Source organism: Agathobaculum butyriciproducens, assembly GCA_003096535.1.
Taxonomy (GTDB): domain Bacteria; phylum Bacillota; class Clostridia; order Oscillospirales; family Butyricicoccaceae; genus Agathobaculum; species Agathobaculum butyriciproducens.
Genome location: QEKJ01000001.1, coordinates 302,178 through 319,596, shown reverse-complemented (window position 1 = coordinate 319,596; position 17,419 = coordinate 302,178). Strand labels below are relative to the sequence as shown.

The following is a 17,419-nucleotide window of genomic DNA, read 5'->3' as shown; positions in this document are numbered from 1 at the left end:
AGGAATAAGATCATGATGGAAAAAATGATCGCGTTGCAGCAGAAGCGCCGCAGCAAGAAGGGCGGCTTTACGCTGGTAGAGCTGATCGTGGTTCTGGTTATTCTGGCAATTCTGGCAGCGCTGCTGATTCCGGCGCTGACTGGTTATATTGACCGTGCTAAGGAGAAGAGTGCTGTTGCTGAGACTCGTCAGATTGTAATGGCTGCTCAGACAATTACAGATGAGGTATATGGTGCCCATACAGATGTCGCGGCTGCTAATCTGAAGATGAGTGAGGTGCAGAAGCTGTCTGAGGTAACGATTACTAAGAGCAGTGATACGATTAACGTAAAGGACGGCAAGGTTGTATATGTTAAACACGTAAGCAAAAATGGCAAGACGGGTTATTATACGGCTGAAGGCGGCTGCACTGCTTCTTCTCAGACTGAGGTAGCAGGTGATGTTGCATTTACGGACGATTTGAAGTAATTGCGACCTAATCTAACTACCTACCCACCCCGCCCGTACCGCACCGTCTAACCACGGTGCGGTACGGTGCCCGTCGGTGGTGATCTGATTCATACCGCTGTAACGAGGCGGAACGCAGTAACGGTGCCTGCGTTCGGCTTGCGGACGGTATGGCGGGTCACAGTCCCTTAATATTTAAGTGGCTGTGACCTGTCATGCGGTTTTTGTATGGCAGATTCTATTTGTAAAAAATCATTCCAAACCAACCCAAACGAGGAGGAAACCAATGCTTTACATCGCCTATGCTGTATTATGGCTGTTACGGTTCGCATTGGGCGCATGCGTATTCAGCTTTCTCGGTGTGGTGGTATGGCGCCTGCCGCGCAGAGAGAGCGTGGTGAAGGGACGCAGTCACTGTCCGGTGTGCGGGCGCACGCTGTCGGCGGCGGAGCTGATCCCGTGCCTGAGTTATCTCCTGCAGGGCGGCAAATGCCGCGGCTGCGGTGCAAAAATTCCCGCAAGGGATTTCTGGATCGAGGTGCTCGGCGGCTTATGCTCTTGTGCCTGCGCATACGCCTTCGGCGGCGAGACCGCACAGGCGGCGCTGGCGTTCGCCGTGCTCGGTATTCTGACGGTCGTGGCGCTCATGGACATGGACACGCTTGAAATCTACGACCGGTTTCCGGTGCTGCTGTTTGTCTGCGGCATCGCTGCGCACATACTTATCCCCAGCCTGGGGATAAAATCGCGGCTGATCGGCTGCGTGATCGTCAGCGTGCCGATGCTGCTTCTGGCGCTCATCGTGCCCGGCGGCTTCGGCGGCGGTGATATCAAGCTGATGTTCGGCGCGGGCTTTTTCCTCGGCGCAAAGTTGACGGTCGTTGCCGCGTTTATCGGCATTCTGCTCGGCGGCGGCTTCGGCGCGCTGCTGCTCGCCCAAAAGAAGGCAAACCGGAAAAGCCAGTTCGCATTCGGTCCGTTTTTGTGCATCGGCATTGCGATCGCCATGTTTTTCGGAGAAACGATCGCGGACTGGTATATGGGATTATTGTAATGAATGGAGAGGAGGGTCAGCATGGCTGCATCCAACAACCACAGGCTGACCGTCACGGTCAAACCGAACAGCGGTCACACGCTGTTCCGCTACACGGCAAAGGACATAGACGGAAAGGTAGTCCGCGGCGCAATGGAGGCTGCGGACTATGACACGTTGTATACCCAATTACTCGCTCAGGGGCTGTATCTGCAGAGTGCGACCTGCCGCGGTGCGGGCCGCAAGCCGCGCACGCTGCGTCCGCAGGAGCTGAGCGACCTGTGCCGTCAGCTGTCCACGCTGCTGGCTTCGGGCGTCAGTCTGGTGCGCGCGCTGACGATCATCTCGCAGGATGAGGGCATCAGCGCGGGTCTGCGCCGCATTTACGAGAGTGTGCTGGGTGAAGTCCGGAAAGGCTCGAGCCTTTCTGCCGCACTCGAGGCGCAGCAGGTGTTCCCAACGCTCATGCTCGGCATGATCCGCGCAGGCGAGGGCAGCGGCAAGCTGGATCAGGTCGCGGAGCGGCTCGCCATCCATTACGAGAAGGCGCACCAGATGAACCAGCAGGTCAAGTCGGCGCTCATGTACCCGATGATCCTTGCGATTCTGGCGGTCGCGGTCGTTATCGTTATCGTAACCTTCGTGCTGCCGCAGTTCAGCGATCTGTTCTCCACAATGGATTCGCTGCCGGGCGTTACGCTGGCGCTGATGGCGTTTTCCAATTTTATGGTTACCAAATGGTATCTGATGATACTGGGTGTCGCGGCAGCGGTCATGGTTATCCGCATGCTGCTGCGCATTCCGGCCGTCCGGCTGGAAATGGACCGACGCAAGCTCAAAATGCCGGTTTTCGGTCCGCTCAATCAGGTTATCTGCACGGCGCGGTTCGCGCGAACCATCAGCAGCCTGTACTCGAGCGGTCTGCCGATCGTCACTGCGCTGCAGACCGCCCGTGATACCATCGGCAACGCCTACATCGTTTCGCAGTTCGATGATGTGCTCGTGCAGGTGCGTTCGGGCGTCAGCCTGTCCGCCGCCCTCGAGACCGTAGACGGCTTTCAGCGCAAGCTGTGCAGCAGCATTGCAGTTGGCGAGGAGACCGGACGACTGGACTCCATGCTGGATTCCATCGCGGATTCGATGGAGTACGATGCACAGCAGGCGAGCAAGCGCATGACGACCATTCTGGAGCCGATGCTGATCGTGCTGATGGCGTTCGTGGTCGGCTTTATCATTATCGCAGTCATGTCGCCGATCATCGGCTCGTACAGTGCGATTGAGAGTTCGGGGAACGTATAACCTCGGAAACGTGTAAACCTCACAAAAGGGGAGAAATGAGAATGAACACAACCGTTTTGGCGCTGCAGGAGGAGCAGGTGCTTGTCGCGGTCGGCAAGTCCGGCGCGCAGCCTTCCGTGCAGGCGCTTTACAGTGCCCCCGTACACGGCGGCGGCATGGAAAACTGGGAGAAGGCGATAGGCGCACTCTGGCAGCAGCACAGGCTGCCGACCCGCGGCATCACGCTCGTCCTGCCGGATGAGGCGGTTGCCACCAAGACTATCACCGCACCGAGCATGCCGGAAAACAAGCTGGAGGAGCTTGTGCGGCACGAAATGCGTCCGCGGGAGGATCAGCTTGCGGCGGCGGACTATGTGCCGCTCGGCACAGATGCCGAGGGCCGTCAGCAGCTGTTCTGCGCTGCCTGCCGCAAGGAAACGATGGAAGAATACCTTGCAATGACCGACCGGCTCGGCCTGCGCCTGCAGAGCGTTACCGTTACTATGGCAGGACGGCTCAAGCTCCTGCATGCCATGCAGTCCATGCAGGGCAAGACCTGTATCTGGCTGTGCTTTGAGGGCAGCAGCGTGCTTTCGCTGCTGGTCGAGAACGGCGAGTACCGTTATTCCAGCCGCAGCCGTATTTTCAGTGAGCCGGGCACGGTGGATTTCGGCACCGAGATGACGAGAAACGTTTCCGGCACCATGCAGTTCCACACGGCAAGCCGCTCGGGCGGCACGCTGACCGATGTGTATTACGCCGGCTGCTCGGATGATGATTTCGAGGTGTGTCTGGCGGGTATCCGCGGTCTGGGGCTGAAAGTGAGCCGTCTGCCCGAATGCCGTGCGTTCCGCGCCATGCCGACCGGCGAGCGGCTGGACGACTGGCTCGGCTGTGCCGAAACTTTGATTCGAACCGTGCTTCGTGCAAACAAGGAGCTGGATCTGCTCCGCAGCTATCGGCGTTTGTCCCGCGGCAGCAAAGGGCAGACCGGCCTGCTGCACAGCTTCTACACACCGATTGCGGTGTGTCTGGTGGTGTGCGCTGCGGTCTGGTGTGTGTTCCTGCAGATGAACAGCAGCCTGAGCCACAGGACCGGCGACATCAACGACTGGCTGAACGATCCGACCGTGATCGAGCAGTACAACGAAGCTGCCGAAAAGCAGCAGCGCAATGACAATCTGGTGCAGGGACTGCAGCAGGTGCGCAATCTGACGGACGCGCTTGCCACCTATCCGCAGGTGGACAGCGCCCTGATGAGCAAGATCGGCGCGGCAGGTGGCGCTCAGGTCAGCATGGTGCTGACCGGCTATGATGCGGCTACCGGCGCGCTGCAGTTCGATGCACAGAGCGGCAGCGTTATCGACATTCCGAGCTATGTGCTCAAGCTGCAGAAAACCGGCCTGTTCCGCAAGGTGGACTACACCGGCTATACCTATGAGGACGGCGTGTACGTCCTCAGCCTGAACTGTATCCTGCTGGGAGAGGAGGCAGCCGAATGAACATCGTTGTAACCGAACGTGATAAAAAGCTGCTCCGGCTGGTGGCCTGTCTGGCGATAATCGTCATTTTCGGCATGTATCTCATCCGTCCTGCGATGGAAAATCACGAAACGCTGCAGAACGAGTATGACGCCGCCGAACAGAAGCAGCAGGAATATCAGACGCAGATTGCCGCACTTGCGACGATTGACGACATTATCGCGCAGAATGAAGCCGCGCTGAACACGGCAAGCGAAAAATACTACAAGAGCGATCTGGAAACCCGTCAGATGGACGATATCATCACGGGTATCGCGCTCGAGAACGGGCTGTTTCCGCAGTCACTGACGCTGACGGAAGCCGCTCCGGGTGCGGTCAGCGCGTATCTCGCCGAGCAGGAAGCTGCACAGACGGACGGCAGTGCGGACACCTCGTCCGATGCGGAATCCGCCGATTCGACCGACGATACATCGGCAGCGCTGATACAGCCGGTCAACTACGTTTATATCGGCACTGCGACTATCTCGGCGCAGGGCGCTGTAACCCAATGGCTGAACTTCCTCGATGAGGTGGAGCACAGGTACAAGGGTCTGCGTGTGACCAATTTCAGTATTGCAGACTATGATTATGTGGCAAACAACACGCAGGCGGTCAGCACCAATCTGATCACCGGCACGCTGGAGATCTACATGTGTGTCAGCGACAAGGAGGCAGACGCATGAAAACCAATTTGCGTATCGGCGAAGTGCTGATGGAGCGCAATTACATCACGCAGGAGCAGATGGAGCAGGCGCTCGCCTACCAGAAGGAGCACCGTGAAAAGCGAGTCGGTCAAATCCTGATCGAGCTGGGCTTTGTCACCGAGACGCAGGTGATCGAGGCGCTGGCTGCCCGTCTGGGACTGGAGATCGTGAGCATCGGACAGATGCAGGTCGATCTGACCGCTGTCCGCATGATTCCGCGCGAGCTGGCGGAAAAGCAGAACCTGCTTGCGGTCGGCTTTGCGGACAAGAGCCTCGAGGTCGTGACGAACGATCCGCTCAACTACTTTGCCTTTGAGGAAGTGCGCCAGCTGACCGGCTGTCAGGTGGTCATCCGCCTGAGTGAAATGGGTCCGCTGCAGAGCGCAATCCGCTACTATTACGCCGAGGTCGGCGCGCAGCAGGCGGCACAGACCGCCAACGAGGACTTTGCAGAGCGTAATGTGGAGATGCTGCAGGTCGAAGAAAGCGAAAGCGGCGATCCGGAAGCGCCGATCGTCAAGCTGCTAAACAGCCTGCTCGACCGTGCAATCAGCACCGGCGCGAGCGACGTGCATATCGAGCCGTTTGAGGGCAGCACGCGCGTGCGCATGCGTATCGACGGCACGATCGTTGATTATGTAACGCTGCAGCGTAGTGTGCATCAGCCGCTGATCGCGCGAATCAAGATCATGGCGAACCTCGATATTGCCGAGCGCCGTCTGCCGCAGGACGGTCATTTCCGTATCCGTGTGAGACAGAGCGAGTACGTCAACATCCGTGTATCGCTGCTGCCGACCGTGTTCGGAGAAAAGGCGGTGCTGCGAATTTTGGCAACGGCGGGTCAGGTCGATCACGCCAGCCACTTCGGCATGGACGACGAAAGCTATGCAAGGTTCCTGCCTATGCTCAACTCACCGAACGGCATTATTTATATCACCGGTCCTACCGGCTCGGGTAAGTCCACCACACTGTACATGGTGCTCGAGTACCTGTCGCACCGGCAGGTGAATATCTCCACGGTTGAGGATCCGGTGGAGAAGAACGTGCCGAGCATCAACCAGACGCAGGTCAATCCGGTTGCCGGACTGACGTTTGAGTCCGGTCTGCGCGCGCTGCTGCGTCAGGATCCGGATATCATCATGGTCGGTGAGACCCGTGACGGCGAAACCGCCGGTATTTCGGTTCGTGCGGCCATCACCGGTCATCTGGTGCTGAGTACGCTGCATACCAACGATGCGGTCTCGAGCATCGTCCGTCTGGCCGATATGGGCATCGACCATTATCTGATCGCAAATTCGCTGGTCGGTCTGGTCGCGCAGCGACTGATGCGCAAGGTGTGTCCGCACTGCGGCAGAGAGGTTGCAGTTACGCCGCAGGAGCAGGCGCTGCTCGGCAAGGATATCACGACCATCAAGCGCGGCACAGGCTGTGCGCATTGCAACGGCACCGGCTACCGTGGCCGTATTGCCGTGCATGAGATCGTCACGATCGACCGCAATATCCGCCGCATGATCAGCCGCGGCGCCGAAATCGAGGAGATCGAGGCCTACGCGCGGGAACAGCAGGGCATGCGCAGCCTGAAGGAAAAGGGTCTGGAGCTGGTAAAACAGGGTGTTACTACACCGGAGGAGCTGCTCAGGATCGCGTATTACGCATAACCGGAAACCGCTCTGTATCTTTTGATACAGAGCGGCTTTAACGATTATAAGCAGAATTACAGAACGAAATCCGCATAAATGAACGTGCGTTCGCTGTTGATTGACTCCCCGGAGCCGAAAACTTTTCCTTTACATTCTTATCTCAAGCGGGTATAATACCCATTGATGGATGGCATTCCGCAGAGCGGAAGCTATACCTTGTCACAACATGTTTTTCAAATTTTTCCGACAGTGATTTTACGTTGCGTCACACCACAGAAAGCGGGTGACAGCATGAACATTGGCATTGTTGGAGCAGGAAAAGTCGGCTTTTCCTTCGGCAGACTGCTTGCCGAAAAAGGCGTGCGGATATCCGGCTATTACAGCCGCAATTCCGACAGCGCAAGAGAAGCCGCAGAATTTACAAATTCCGGACACTATACCGACCTGGGCAAACTCATCGAAGATAGTGACGCGATTTTCATCACCGTTCCGGATAATGCGATCACCGAGGTGTATCGGCAGGTCGCAGAATTTGAAATTCAGGACAAGTATATATGTCATTGCAGCGGCGCCTGCACAGCCGAGGAAGCCTTTCCCGGTATTCACGCGCAGGGAGCCTATGCAATATCCATTCATCTGCTATTTCCGATCAGCAGCAAGTATAACTGCTGGCGGGAGCTGGCAGGTGCTTTTTTTTGCGTCGAGGGTGACGCGCAGGCGGTCGAGGTCTTTGTACCGCTGCTGCGCGGACTGGGGCTGCAGGTGCAGACCATTTCGCCGGAGAGCAAGGCGCAGTACCACCTCAGCTGTGCACTGGCAAGCAACTTTGTCTGCGCACTCGTGCAGCGCAGCGCCGAATTGCTGGGCGGCTGCGGATTCTCCCAAACGGACGCACTGCACGCGCTTGCGCCGCTCATGCAGAGCAATCTGGCGCATGTAATCGAGCACGGTGCCGTCTCAGCGCTGACCGGACCCATTGAGCGCGGCGACACGCAGACCGTGCAAAAGCATCTGTCGTGCCTGACGGAACGAGACGACCGGCAGCTTTACGCGCTGCTAGGACTCGAACAGGTCAAAATGGCACAGGAAAAACATCCTGAGCAGGATTACGGCACGCTTGCCGCCCTGCTGAATAGGGAAAAGGAGCAGAACGAATGAAGAACACAGTGAGCACATTTCTCTCGATGAAGCAGAACGGCGAGCGCCTCACCGAGATTACCAGCTACGATTACACGACCGCCAAGCTGGTGGAAAAGGCGGGCATCAACGCGATTCTGGTGGGCGATTCGCTCGGCATGACCATGATGGGTTATGACACGACCCTGCCGGTTACGATGGAGGACATGATCCACCACAGCGCCTGCGTCGTGCGCGCGTGCGAGAACACCATGGTCATCATGGATATGCCGTTTATGAGCTATCAGGCGTCGGTTTCCGAAGCCGTGCGCAACGCAGGCCGACTGATGAAGGAGGCGCGCGGACACGCGGTCAAGCTGGAGGGCGGCGCAGCCGTTGCCGAGCAGATTCGCGCCATTACGGATTCTGGCATTCCGGTGCAGGCACATATCGGCATGACGCCGCAGAGCGTCAACGTGTTCGGCGGCTTTAAAGTACAGGGCAAGGGCGAGGATGCGGCAAAGCGGCTGCTCGAGGATGCCTTTACCGTACAGGAGGCCGGTGCATTTTCGGTCGTGCTCGAGTGCGTACCGCCCAAGCTGGCGGCGCTCATCTCGAAAAAGCTGACCATCCCGACCATCGGCATCGGCGCGGGCGCAGGCTGTGACGGACAGGTGCTGGTCTATCAGGACATGCTCGGCATGAACATGGACTTCACGCCCAAGTTCGCCAAGCAGTTTGACAATATCGGTGAGCGTATGGTGGATGCGTTCCGCACTTACATGAACGAGGTGCAGAACGGCACGTTCCCGACCGAAAAGCAGAGCTTTGTCAAGTCTGACTGCAGCGATGAATATCTCGCCAAACTCGACGCTGAATTTTAAGAGAAACAGGAGCATATACAATGAAAATCGCAACAACCATCGCAGAAGTACGCGCACAGGTGCGCGAGTGGAAACAGCAGGGTCTGACCGTCGGTCTGGTGCCGACCATGGGCTATCTGCATGAAGGACACGCCAGTCTGGTCAAAACGTCTGTGCAGCAGTGCGACCGCACGGTAGCGTCCGTGTTCCTCAATCCGACCCAGTTCGGCCCGGGTGAGGATCTGGAGACCTATCCGCGTGATTTCGAGCACGACTGTGCGCTGCTGACCGAGTGCGGCTGTGACATGGTGTTCCATCCCGAGGTGTCCGAGATGTATCCGGACGGCTTTGCCACCTTTGTTGAGGTGCAGTCCGAAATGCCGCGTCAGCTGTGCGGCAAGACCCGTCCGATTCATTTCCGCGGCGTATGCACGGTCGTTTCCAAGCTGTTCAACATCGTAACGCCGGATAAGGCGTTCTTCGGTCAGAAGGACGCACAGCAGCTGGCGATCATTCGCCGCATGGTGCTCGACCTGTCCATGGGCATTGAGATCGTCGGCTGCCCGATCATCCGTGAGGCAGACGGTCTGGCGAAGTCCTCGCGCAATACCTATCTGAGCGCAGAGGAGCGCAAGGCGGCACTCGTGCTGTCGCGCGCTGTAAAGCTCGGCCAGGAGCTGGTCCGGAACGGCGAGAAAAACGCGGATGCAATCGTCAATGCCATGCGTGCGCTTATCGAGCAGGAGCCGCTCGCGCGTATTGATTACGTTTCCGCAGTGGACGGCCTGACCATGCTGCCGGTGCATGAGATCAATGGCGGCGAACTGATCGCTATGGCGGTCTATATCGGCAAAACGCGCCTGATCGACAACTTTTCGGTGGAGGGATAAGTCATGACAGTACAGATGCTCAAGGGTAAAATCCACCGTGCAACGGTCAAGCAGGCCGAGCTGAACTACGTCGGCTCGATCACGGTTGATGCCGATCTGCTGGATGCGGCCGGCATTTATGAATACGAGAAGGTTGCCATCGTGGATATTGAGAACGGCAACCGCTTTGAGACCTATACCATCGCCGGTGAGCGTGGCAGCGGCATGATCTGCCTGAACGGCGCCGCAGCGCGCTGTGTCAGCGTGGGCGATAAGGTTATTCTGATGGCGTACGCGCAGCTGACGCCGGAGGAGGTCAGAAACGGCTATGCTCCGCAGGTCGTGTTTGTGGATGAGGAAAATAAGATCGTCCGCACCACCACCTATGAGAAGCATGGTCTGCTCAAGGATATGGCGTAATGAAAAAGGAGAACCCGGGTGGGTTCTCCTTTTTCATTGGTGCAGAGCTGAGGATTAGAGTGAAGAGAGGTAAGGTGAAACGCAGGCACAAGAAAATATTCGCAGGTGCCGTCTATCACAGCGACACTGTTGCGTCGCGCCTGCGGAGAGTAAACCGTATTGTAGCAGCAGGGTAGGCGAGAACTGCGTAGAGGTAGAGAAAATGGGCGCACACTGCGCGCCCCTACGGAAGAAAAAATCCTTTGCCGTTTCTCTTTTCGAAGCGGTCGCCGGTCTCTGGTCTGCGCCAGACTATCAAATAAAAGGAAACTAGAGTCCCAAGAGGATAGTACTCATCTAATCCACGCACGGCGTGGGAACAAGGTTTAGTGGCCTACGGGCAAACCTTGGTGTCTATCCTTTTGGAACCCCAGCTAAGGGTTAGCACCCATTCCTTATGCGTAAGTAAGCAGATTAACCCTGAACCGACTCCATCTCCGCCGCAGAGGACTTGTCTGCGTTCTCCCGGAACAGCAGACCGAAAATGCGGCGCACCAGCGGACCGGCTGCAAAGAACTGCCACAGCAGCGCCATCGGGAAGTTCATAACGGTGGTCTGTACCCAGATTGCAAAGAACTGTGCGTTATGGCTGTCCTTGAACAGCAGGGTGGCAAAGAAGCTCATGCACGGGCACATCAGCCATACGGATGCAGCCGAGATGGCAAGCATAATGCTGGTCTGGCTGGCTTCGCGCGGATTGACAAGGCGGAATGCAACCTTCATCGCCAGCTTGCCGACAAACACCAGCTCGAGCAGAATTGCGATAACAGTCATGATCGGCCACTCGTGGAACACTGCGAGAAATACCCAGTTCTGCATGGAACCGGTGTTCAGCACGATGTTGTACGCTACCATGCCGTATACCATGACAGAAGCCATGATAATGGTGTAAATAACGTCCTGAAATTTGTTTTTTGGCATTTTGTTTTCTCCTTTTTGTGTATGTGAAATATTTTTTGATAACGAATAGAAATGCAGCTGAACGCAAAAAAATAGGACGAAGTAAACTTTCGTCTACTTCGTCCTATGGACTACTTCAACTACCATTAATTATAAATATCATACCATATTTTATGGGCGTTCGTCAAGACTAACTTTGTTATTGACAAGACTGTTCCTTGGGTGTATACTGTGTCTGTAAATGAAACCCCCTCCCTCGGGGGAGGGGTACAGATAGGAGATGCGATATGAAACAACGGTTTCGGGTGGGCGGCATGAGCTGCGCGGCCTGCTCCGCCCATGTGGAGAAAAGCGTTTCGGCGGTGCCGGGTGTCAGCGGCGTGCAGGTAAATCTGCTCGCCGGCAGCATGGCGGTCGAGTACGACGAAAACGCGTGCGACGCACAGACGATTATAAAGGCGGTCGAGTCCGGCGGCTACACGGCTGCGGTGGACGACGGCAGGCAGACATCGGCTCCGGCGCAAAGCCCGCAGGCGGACGAGGCGCTGAAGGAAATGAAGACCCGTATTATCGTTTCGGCGATTTTCATGCTTGTCCTGATGTACTTCTCGATGGGCGAGATGGTCGGGCTGCCGCTGCCGTCCTATGCGGCAGGTATGGACGGCATGTTCAATCTGGCGCTCACGGAGCTGCTCCTCACGCTGCCGATTGTCATTATCAACCGCAAATATTATATCAACGGCTTCAAAACGCTGCTGCATCGTGCCCCGACGATGGACGCGCTCATCGCCGTTGGCTCGGGTGCGGCGCTCGTGTACGGCATTTACGCGCTGATTCAAATCGCGCTCGCGCCCACGCCTGAGGCAGCCCACAGCTTTATGCACGACCTGTATTTTGAATCCGCAGGCATGATTTTGACGCTGGTAACGCTCGGCAAGTTCTTTGAAGCGCGTGCCAAGCGCAAGACCGGCGAAGCAATCGCGGCACTGATGGACCTGCGTCCGCAGACCGCCGAGGTCATTCGTGGCGGTCAGACCGTGCAGCTGCCGATTGAGCAGGTGCAGGTTGGCGACCTCGTTATCGTGCGCGGCGGTCAGTCCGTGCCGGTTGACGGCGAGATTACCGAGGGCAGCGCCTATCTGGACGAAAGCGCCATCACCGGCGAGAGTATGCCGGTCGAAAAGCATGTCGGCGATACCGTAATCGGCGCAACCGTATCCAAGAGCGGCTATGTTGTCATGAAGGCATTGCGTGTCGGCGACGATACGACCCTGAGCCAGATTATCCGTCTGGTAGAGGAGGCAGGCGCGTCCAAGGCGCCAATCGCCAAGCTGGCAGATAAGGTGGCAGGCGTGTTTGTGCCGGTCGTTATGGGTATTGCGCTCGTGACGGCAATCATCTGGCTGCTGGTCGGCGAAACGCCGAGCTTTGCGCTCACACGCGCGATTTCGGTGCTGGTTATCTCGTGCCCGTGCGCACTGGGACTGGCTACGCCGGTCGCTATCATGGTCGGCACAGGTGTCGGTGCGAAAAACGGCGTGCTGTTCCAGTCGGCGGAGGCGCTCGAGAATCTGCACAACGTAAACGCGGTCATCATGGACAAGACCGGTACCGTAACCGAAGGACGTCCGGTCGTAACCGACGTAAAATCCTTCGGCGTGGAGTCCGGTGACCTGCTCTCGCTGGCACTGTCACTCGAGAGCCGCAGTGACCATCCGCTGGCGGACGCCATCGTGCGCTATGCCCGCGAGAAGAATGCGCAGGAGCGTTCGGTCACCGACTTTGAGATGATAGAGGGACAGGGTATTCGCGCAACTGTGGACGGCGTGCCGTGCTTTGCGGGCAACCGCCGCATGCTGCTCGCCAACGGACTGGCGCTGTCCGGCTCGATGCAGAAGCTGGGTGACGAGTTCGCCGCAGCAGGCAAAACGCCGCTGTTCTTTGCGGCAAACCGTCAGATCGTCGGCATTTTTGCGGTCGCTGATGTGCTCAAGCCGACCAGTAAGGCGGCAGTCGAAGCACTGCGCAGTATGCACATTGACGTAACACTGCTCACCGGCGACAACCAGAAAACCGCGCAGTCCATCGCGTCCGAGCTGGGCGTGACCGATGTGATCGCTGAGGTGCTCCCGCAGGACAAGGAGCGTATCGTGCGCGAGAAGCAGGCCGCGGGCCGCAAGGTTGCCATGATTGGCGACGGCATCAACGATGCACCGGCGCTTGCGCGTGCCGATGTCGGCATTGCGATTGGTGCGGGCACGGACGTGGCTATCTCGTCTGCGGACGTTGTGCTGATGAAGAGCGACCTGATGGACGCGGTGGACGCCATCCGGCTGTCGCGCCGGACCATGCGCAACATTCGCCAGAACCTGTTCTGGGCGTTCTTCTACAACTGCATCGGCATTCCGATTGCGGCAGGTCTGCTGTGGGTGCCGTTCGGCATCAAGCTCAGTCCGATGATTGGCGCGGCGGCAATGAGCCTGTCGTCCGTCTGCGTGGTCTCAAACGCGCTGCGCCTGCGCTTTTTCAGCGCAACACCGAGAAAAACGGCGGGGACGCCTGCTGTTTTGCCCGTCAGCGGCGAAAAGCCGCTTACGGCACATAAAAAGGAGGAAAATGTTATGGAAAAGACAATCAAGGTTGAGGGCATGATGTGTCAGCACTGCGTGGCACACGTCAAAAAGGCGCTCGAGGGTGCAGCAGCCGGCTGTAATGTTGCGGTCGATCTGGATGCAGGCAAGGCAGTCGTTTCGGGCAAAACGCTGCCGGAGGATGCTGTTCTGACCGCAGCCGTCACCGAGGCGGGCTATAAGGTGGTTGACATCAAATGATGGCAGATCGTAAAAAGGTCGAGCCGCTGCTCAGGACCGCGCGCGGGCAGATCGACGGCGTGCTCAAAATGATCGAGGACAACCGCTACTGCATAGATATTATGATGCAGCTGCAGGCGGTTGAATCGCTGGTGCATAAGGCGCAGAGAGAGGTTCTTCGCGGACACCTTTCCGGCTGCGTGCAGGATGCGTTTGAGACCGGAGATCAGAACGAACGCGAGCAGAAGATTGCAGAAATCATCAAGCTGCTGGATAAAGCGTAAGCGGAAGGACGTGCCCAAAGGCACGTCCTTCTTTTGTCTGAAAATTGAAAATTTGTGTAGATTTATACAGTTCGCACAAAAATCACAAATGAATTTTGTGCGAAAATCTGGAAAATAAAAGGAAACATTTCTGCTGAACTATGCTATAATTTATGTGTAGCAGAAATTACCTGCTGCGCGGATGAACCAATCAGATTCCATGTGCCCGGAACAACCGGTTCATTCAGCTTAGACAACTTGATCTGTGCATCATGCGCCAAGGGCGTGTCTGTACAGAAAAAGGCACAGCCGGTGAAAGCCGGTGTCGCAAAGCCATGGGTCTACCCGGAGTAATGACTCCGTAGGACAGCCGGTTGCCGAACAGCAGAATTCACGCCTCCTTTGCGTCTGTATGCACGCAGAGGAGGTTTTTTGCATGAAAAAGAGAAATAACCGTTTTCTTGCCGGTACCCTCGCCGGATTGATGATGCTGACCATGCTGCCTGTTACCGCGCTTGCGGCGCAGGAAGGCGCGGACGGCGATGCTGCATCCGACACCTCGAATAATATTGTAAACGTGGTAAGCGACGGTAAAAACGGTCAGCCGGCTGAGAATAACGATGTAAATATTACAGAAAACGGCGGCACCGAGAATGCACAGAAATCCGCTGACGCCAGCAGCGGTGACACCGAGAATGTACAGGAATCCGCTGACGACAGCAACGGCGGCAGTGACGATACAGCCGCAGCTAATCAGCAGGAGGGCGAAGTAGGCGGCTCGGGCAACGATAATGCGCCGGTTACACCTCCGGCGGCAGAGTTCACGGCTAAGATTGACGGTAAGAAGGAGTATGGCAGCCTCGAGGAAGCGATTGCTGAGGCTGACGACGGCGATACGATTGAAGTCGGTAAGGATATTACCGTTGGTGCTGACGGTCTGACTATCAACGGAAAAGGTAATTTGACGATTAAGAGTGCGGAAGGCACTGAACCGACGATTACCCTGAATGGTCTGGGCATGTACTTTAACGAGACCAATGTGACATTCCAGAATATTAAGGTTGTTGAAGAAGGCGTTTCGGACAATCCGATTCATAGTGGCAATACGACTAATCTTTTTGATGATGGTATTCTGACGTTTGATAATTCTACGCTTGTTTTGAATGGAGTAGGTGAGGGTAGCAAACGTCACGGCATGTTCTTGTATCAGTCGAGTGACATGTATGTAACCAATAACTCGCAAATTATTATCTCCGGTTTTAATCAAGCGGATGTGAGTGGTATTTATATAGATGCGTCCGAGCATGATGAAAAAGAGGAGCCAATTCACAACACGATTGAGGTCAGCAATTCTTCTGCTATTAAGATTACCGACTGCAAATGGAATGGCATGACAGTTAATCCCACGGATATAAAAATTGATGGTCATTCTACGATTGATATTTCTGACTGCGGTAAAAACGGCGGCAGAGGCGGCTTTGGATGTTATTACGGCTCAGTTGAAATTTCTGACTATTCTTCGCTGATTACTGACAACAATGTTGGACGTAGTTGGGGTGCATTTATTAGAGGTGTATCTGTTGATTCTACTTCTTCGCTCAGTGCTTGTGGTAATACCGCTTATGGCATAGAGATTGGTGACAAACTTGGTGACCAGAGCAAGTTTGCTACTGGTTCAACCGTTATGCTGAATAACAATGGTAAGGCGGGTCTGCTTGTCTATACCAGTGGAGGTTACTGGTATGGCAATGTAAAGATTGAGGAAGGTGCAAAGTTCACTGCTTCCGGTAATGCAAATGGCATTGAAATCCTTCCAGAAGGTATTCTGGATATGCAGGATGGCACGGTGACACTCAACCATAGCAATAGCTACGGCGGTGGCCTGTACAATCGCGGCGGCACTGCTAAGATTAGCGGCAAGGCTGAAATCTACAATAACCATGCAGATATTGCAGGTGACGATATTTATAGTAACAGCTTTGATAAAAATAAGGTTACCTACAATCCTTCGCTCACCTTTGCACCTGTCGGTGACGGCTGGATTCTGGATGACTGCAAAGAAGAGCACCCGATCGTAGGCTGGTATCACGACGGCAAGGAAAAGCGCTGGAAGGGCGATGGTGAAGGCGATGCCTATTACGCTGACGAATATACGGTTGGTAAAGAGGCTGTTTCCGATGCGCTGGCGCTCAAGGCTGCACACGGTCAGCTCTGCAGCGTAACCTACGAAGTAACCGGCGACATTCCGTCTGATGCAGGCGCAGTTCCGGCAGCAGCCAAGGTTAAGAAGGGCGGCAGCTACACCGTAGCACCGGTACAGACCACCTCGCAGAGCCGCTACACGTTCAGCGGCTGGCGGATCAACGGCGTTGGCGATGTTGTAACCGAGATCAAGGACATTCAGCGGGATGTCAAGCTGATCGGCGTATGGACCCGCAGATCGTCCGGCGGTGGCGGCGGCAGCAGCAAACCGACCGTTGACATTCCGGATGATGTACCGACCGGTCTGAACGGTGACGATCACTTTGCGTACATTGTCGGCTACCCGAACGGCAACGTCGAGCCGAATGGCAACATCACCCGCGCAGAAGTGGCAACCATCTTCTTCCGTCTGCTGACCGAGGAAGTCCGCACCGCAAATTCTACCCAGTCCAACAGTCTGTCCGATGTGACGCGCGGTCAGTGGTTTAACCATGCTGTCTCCACGCTGTCCTCGATGGGCATTGTAAAGGGTCATAACGATGGCACGTTCGCGCCGAATGCGCCAATCACCCGTGCGGAATTTGCCGCAATCGCCGCTCGCTTCGACGATAAGAACACGGATATGTCCTCGAAGTTCACGGATATCGCATCTCACTGGGCAAAGAATGAGATCGGTATCGCCGCAAACAAGGGCTGGATCAACGGCTATCCGGATGGTACGTTCCGTCCGAACCAGTATATCACCCGCGCAGAGGCTATGACGCTTGTTAACCGCGTACTCAACCGTCTGCCCGAGAACAGCAGCGATCTGCTCGACAGCATGATCAAGTGGCCGGATAATTCCGATGCTTCCGCATGGTACTATCTCGCTGTGCAGGAGGCTACCAACAGCCACGCATACTCGGATAAGAGCAAGGACGATAAGTACGAGAAGTGGACCACCATCCGCGACGCTCGTGACTGGACCGAGCTTGAAAAGTAAATTATTCGTTTCGGTAAACCGCGAACCACAGATGATATAGCAAGTATCGTTTTACCGGGCACAGCAGAGGCAGGAAAAATTGCTTTTCCTGCCTCTGCATTTTTTGTTTGGGATGGGATAGGGGCGTGGGCGGTCAATGGCACGCTCCTGCGGTAGTAAAAATCCTCTGCCGTTCCTTTGTAGTCTCAGTTCTCTGATAGGCAGACGCTAAGAGGAAACGGGGAGATTCATAAGAGGGGTGGACACCAAGGTTTCCACCTCTCTTATGCGCCCGCGCGGCATCAGCGCACGTTTCCTGCGCTCCGCAGAGCGCAACTCCTCGATGAGGTTCGG

General features: G+C 56.1%; 14 protein-coding genes and 1 riboswitch. Of the genes, 13 read left to right on the top strand and 1 reads right to left on the bottom strand.

Annotated features, from left to right (window positions below; all coding sequences use genetic code 11):
• Nucleotides 1-12 precede the first annotated feature (12 nt).
• From C7386_RS01510 to panD, 10 genes are all read left to right on the top strand, one after another.
• The gene (locus C7386_RS01510; protein ID WP_110435302.1) at nucleotides 13-468 is read left to right on the top strand and encodes a prepilin-type N-terminal cleavage/methylation domain-containing protein; all 456 of its coding nucleotides are present in this window, start codon (nucleotides 13-15) and stop codon (nucleotides 466-468) included.
• 265 nt (nucleotides 469-733) lie between these two features.
• Nucleotides 734-1,501 (top strand): prepilin peptidase, encoded by a 768-nt coding sequence (locus C7386_RS01505; protein WP_110435301.1) that lies wholly within the window; start codon nucleotides 734-736, stop codon nucleotides 1,499-1,501.
• Between the two features lie 21 nt (nucleotides 1,502-1,522).
• Nucleotides 1,523-2,779: a type II secretion system F family protein gene (locus C7386_RS01500; RefSeq protein WP_110435300.1), complete on the top strand. Its 1,257-nt coding sequence runs from the start codon at nucleotides 1,523-1,525 to the stop codon at nucleotides 2,777-2,779.
• A 41-nt stretch (nucleotides 2,780-2,820) separates the two neighbouring features.
• Entirely contained in the window at nucleotides 2,821-4,260 is a 1,440-nt protein-coding gene (gene pilM / locus C7386_RS01495) for a type IV pilus biogenesis protein PilM (protein ID WP_116704704.1), read from the top strand.
• A complete protein-coding gene (locus C7386_RS01490; protein WP_116704703.1) occupies nucleotides 4,257-4,961 on the top strand; it encodes a type II secretion system protein M in 705 nt (234 codons plus the stop codon). The genes pilM and C7386_RS01490 overlap by 4 nt, the downstream gene beginning before the upstream one ends.
• Nucleotides 4,958-6,640 carry a GspE/PulE family protein gene (locus C7386_RS01485; protein ID WP_116704702.1) on the top strand — a complete coding sequence of 561 codons (1,683 nt, stop codon included), beginning with the start codon at nucleotides 4,958-4,960 and terminating at the stop codon, nucleotides 6,638-6,640. Before C7386_RS01490 ends, C7386_RS01485 begins: the two co-directional genes overlap by 4 nt.
• Before the next feature lie 273 nt (nucleotides 6,641-6,913).
• Nucleotides 6,914-7,780 carry a Rossmann-like and DUF2520 domain-containing protein gene (locus tag C7386_RS01480; protein WP_165815425.1) on the top strand — a complete coding sequence of 289 codons (867 nt, stop codon included), beginning with the start codon at nucleotides 6,914-6,916 and terminating at the stop codon, nucleotides 7,778-7,780.
• Entirely contained in the window at nucleotides 7,777-8,622 is an 846-nt protein-coding gene (panB, locus tag C7386_RS01475; RefSeq protein ID WP_110435295.1) for a 3-methyl-2-oxobutanoate hydroxymethyltransferase, read from the top strand. Before C7386_RS01480 ends, panB begins: the two co-directional genes overlap by 4 nt.
• 20 nt (nucleotides 8,623-8,642) lie before the next feature.
• Nucleotides 8,643-9,491, top strand: coding sequence for a pantoate--beta-alanine ligase (gene panC, locus C7386_RS01470; RefSeq protein WP_110435294.1), 849 nt, complete (start codon nucleotides 8,643-8,645; stop codon nucleotides 9,489-9,491).
• Nucleotides 9,492-9,494: 3 nt separating this feature from the next.
• On the top strand, nucleotides 9,495-9,890 hold the full coding sequence (panD, locus tag C7386_RS01465; protein WP_110435293.1) for an aspartate 1-decarboxylase: 396 nt from the start codon (nucleotides 9,495-9,497) through the stop codon (nucleotides 9,888-9,890).
• Between the two features lie 453 nt (nucleotides 9,891-10,343).
• Here panD and C7386_RS01460 read toward each other — a convergent pair whose 3' ends face one another.
• Nucleotides 10,344-10,850 (bottom strand): DUF2798 domain-containing protein, encoded by a 507-nt coding sequence (locus tag C7386_RS01460; protein WP_116704700.1) that lies wholly within the window; start codon nucleotides 10,848-10,850, stop codon nucleotides 10,344-10,346.
• Between the two features lie 266 nt (nucleotides 10,851-11,116).
• Between C7386_RS01460 and C7386_RS01455 the strand changes: the two genes are divergently transcribed.
• From C7386_RS01455 to C7386_RS01445, 3 genes are all read left to right on the top strand, one after another.
• Complete coding sequence (locus tag C7386_RS01455) at nucleotides 11,117-13,660, top strand: heavy metal translocating P-type ATPase (RefSeq protein ID WP_116704699.1); 2,544 nt, start codon at nucleotides 11,117-11,119, stop codon at nucleotides 13,658-13,660.
• A complete protein-coding gene (locus C7386_RS01450; protein WP_116704698.1) occupies nucleotides 13,657-13,923 on the top strand; it encodes a metal-sensing transcriptional repressor in 267 nt (88 codons plus the stop codon). Before C7386_RS01455 ends, C7386_RS01450 begins: the two co-directional genes overlap by 4 nt.
• Before the next feature lie 271 nt (nucleotides 13,924-14,194).
• Nucleotides 14,195-14,284, top strand: a riboswitch (cyclic di-GMP riboswitch).
• 54 nt (nucleotides 14,285-14,338) lie between these two features.
• Nucleotides 14,339-17,086: an S-layer homology domain-containing protein gene (locus C7386_RS01445; protein ID WP_165815424.1), complete on the top strand. Its 2,748-nt coding sequence runs from the start codon at nucleotides 14,339-14,341 to the stop codon at nucleotides 17,084-17,086.
• Nucleotides 17,087-17,419: the final 333 nt, after the last annotated feature.

Coding starts and splice junctions, on each gene's coding strand:
- C7386_RS01510 (WP_110435302.1), top strand. CDS start 13: ATGATGGAAAAAATGATCGCGTTGCAGCAGAAGCGCCGCAGCAAGAAG.
- C7386_RS01505 (WP_110435301.1), top strand. CDS start 734: ATGCTTTACATCGCCTATGCTGTATTATGGCTGTTACGGTTCGCATTG.
- C7386_RS01500 (WP_110435300.1), top strand. CDS start 1,523: ATGGCTGCATCCAACAACCACAGGCTGACCGTCACGGTCAAACCGAAC.
- pilM (WP_116704704.1), top strand. CDS start 2,821: ATGAACACAACCGTTTTGGCGCTGCAGGAGGAGCAGGTGCTTGTCGCG.
- C7386_RS01490 (WP_116704703.1), top strand. CDS start 4,257: ATGAACATCGTTGTAACCGAACGTGATAAAAAGCTGCTCCGGCTGGTG.
- C7386_RS01485 (WP_116704702.1), top strand. CDS start 4,958: ATGAAAACCAATTTGCGTATCGGCGAAGTGCTGATGGAGCGCAATTAC.
- C7386_RS01480 (WP_165815425.1), top strand. CDS start 6,914: ATGAACATTGGCATTGTTGGAGCAGGAAAAGTCGGCTTTTCCTTCGGC.
- panB (WP_110435295.1), top strand. CDS start 7,777: ATGAAGAACACAGTGAGCACATTTCTCTCGATGAAGCAGAACGGCGAG.
- panC (WP_110435294.1), top strand. CDS start 8,643: ATGAAAATCGCAACAACCATCGCAGAAGTACGCGCACAGGTGCGCGAG.
- panD (WP_110435293.1), top strand. CDS start 9,495: ATGACAGTACAGATGCTCAAGGGTAAAATCCACCGTGCAACGGTCAAG.
- C7386_RS01460 (WP_116704700.1), bottom strand. CDS start 10,850: ATGCCAAAAAACAAATTTCAGGACGTTATTTACACCATTATCATGGCT.
- C7386_RS01455 (WP_116704699.1), top strand. CDS start 11,117: ATGAAACAACGGTTTCGGGTGGGCGGCATGAGCTGCGCGGCCTGCTCC.
- C7386_RS01450 (WP_116704698.1), top strand. CDS start 13,657: ATGATGGCAGATCGTAAAAAGGTCGAGCCGCTGCTCAGGACCGCGCGC.
- C7386_RS01445 (WP_165815424.1), top strand. CDS start 14,339: ATGAAAAAGAGAAATAACCGTTTTCTTGCCGGTACCCTCGCCGGATTG.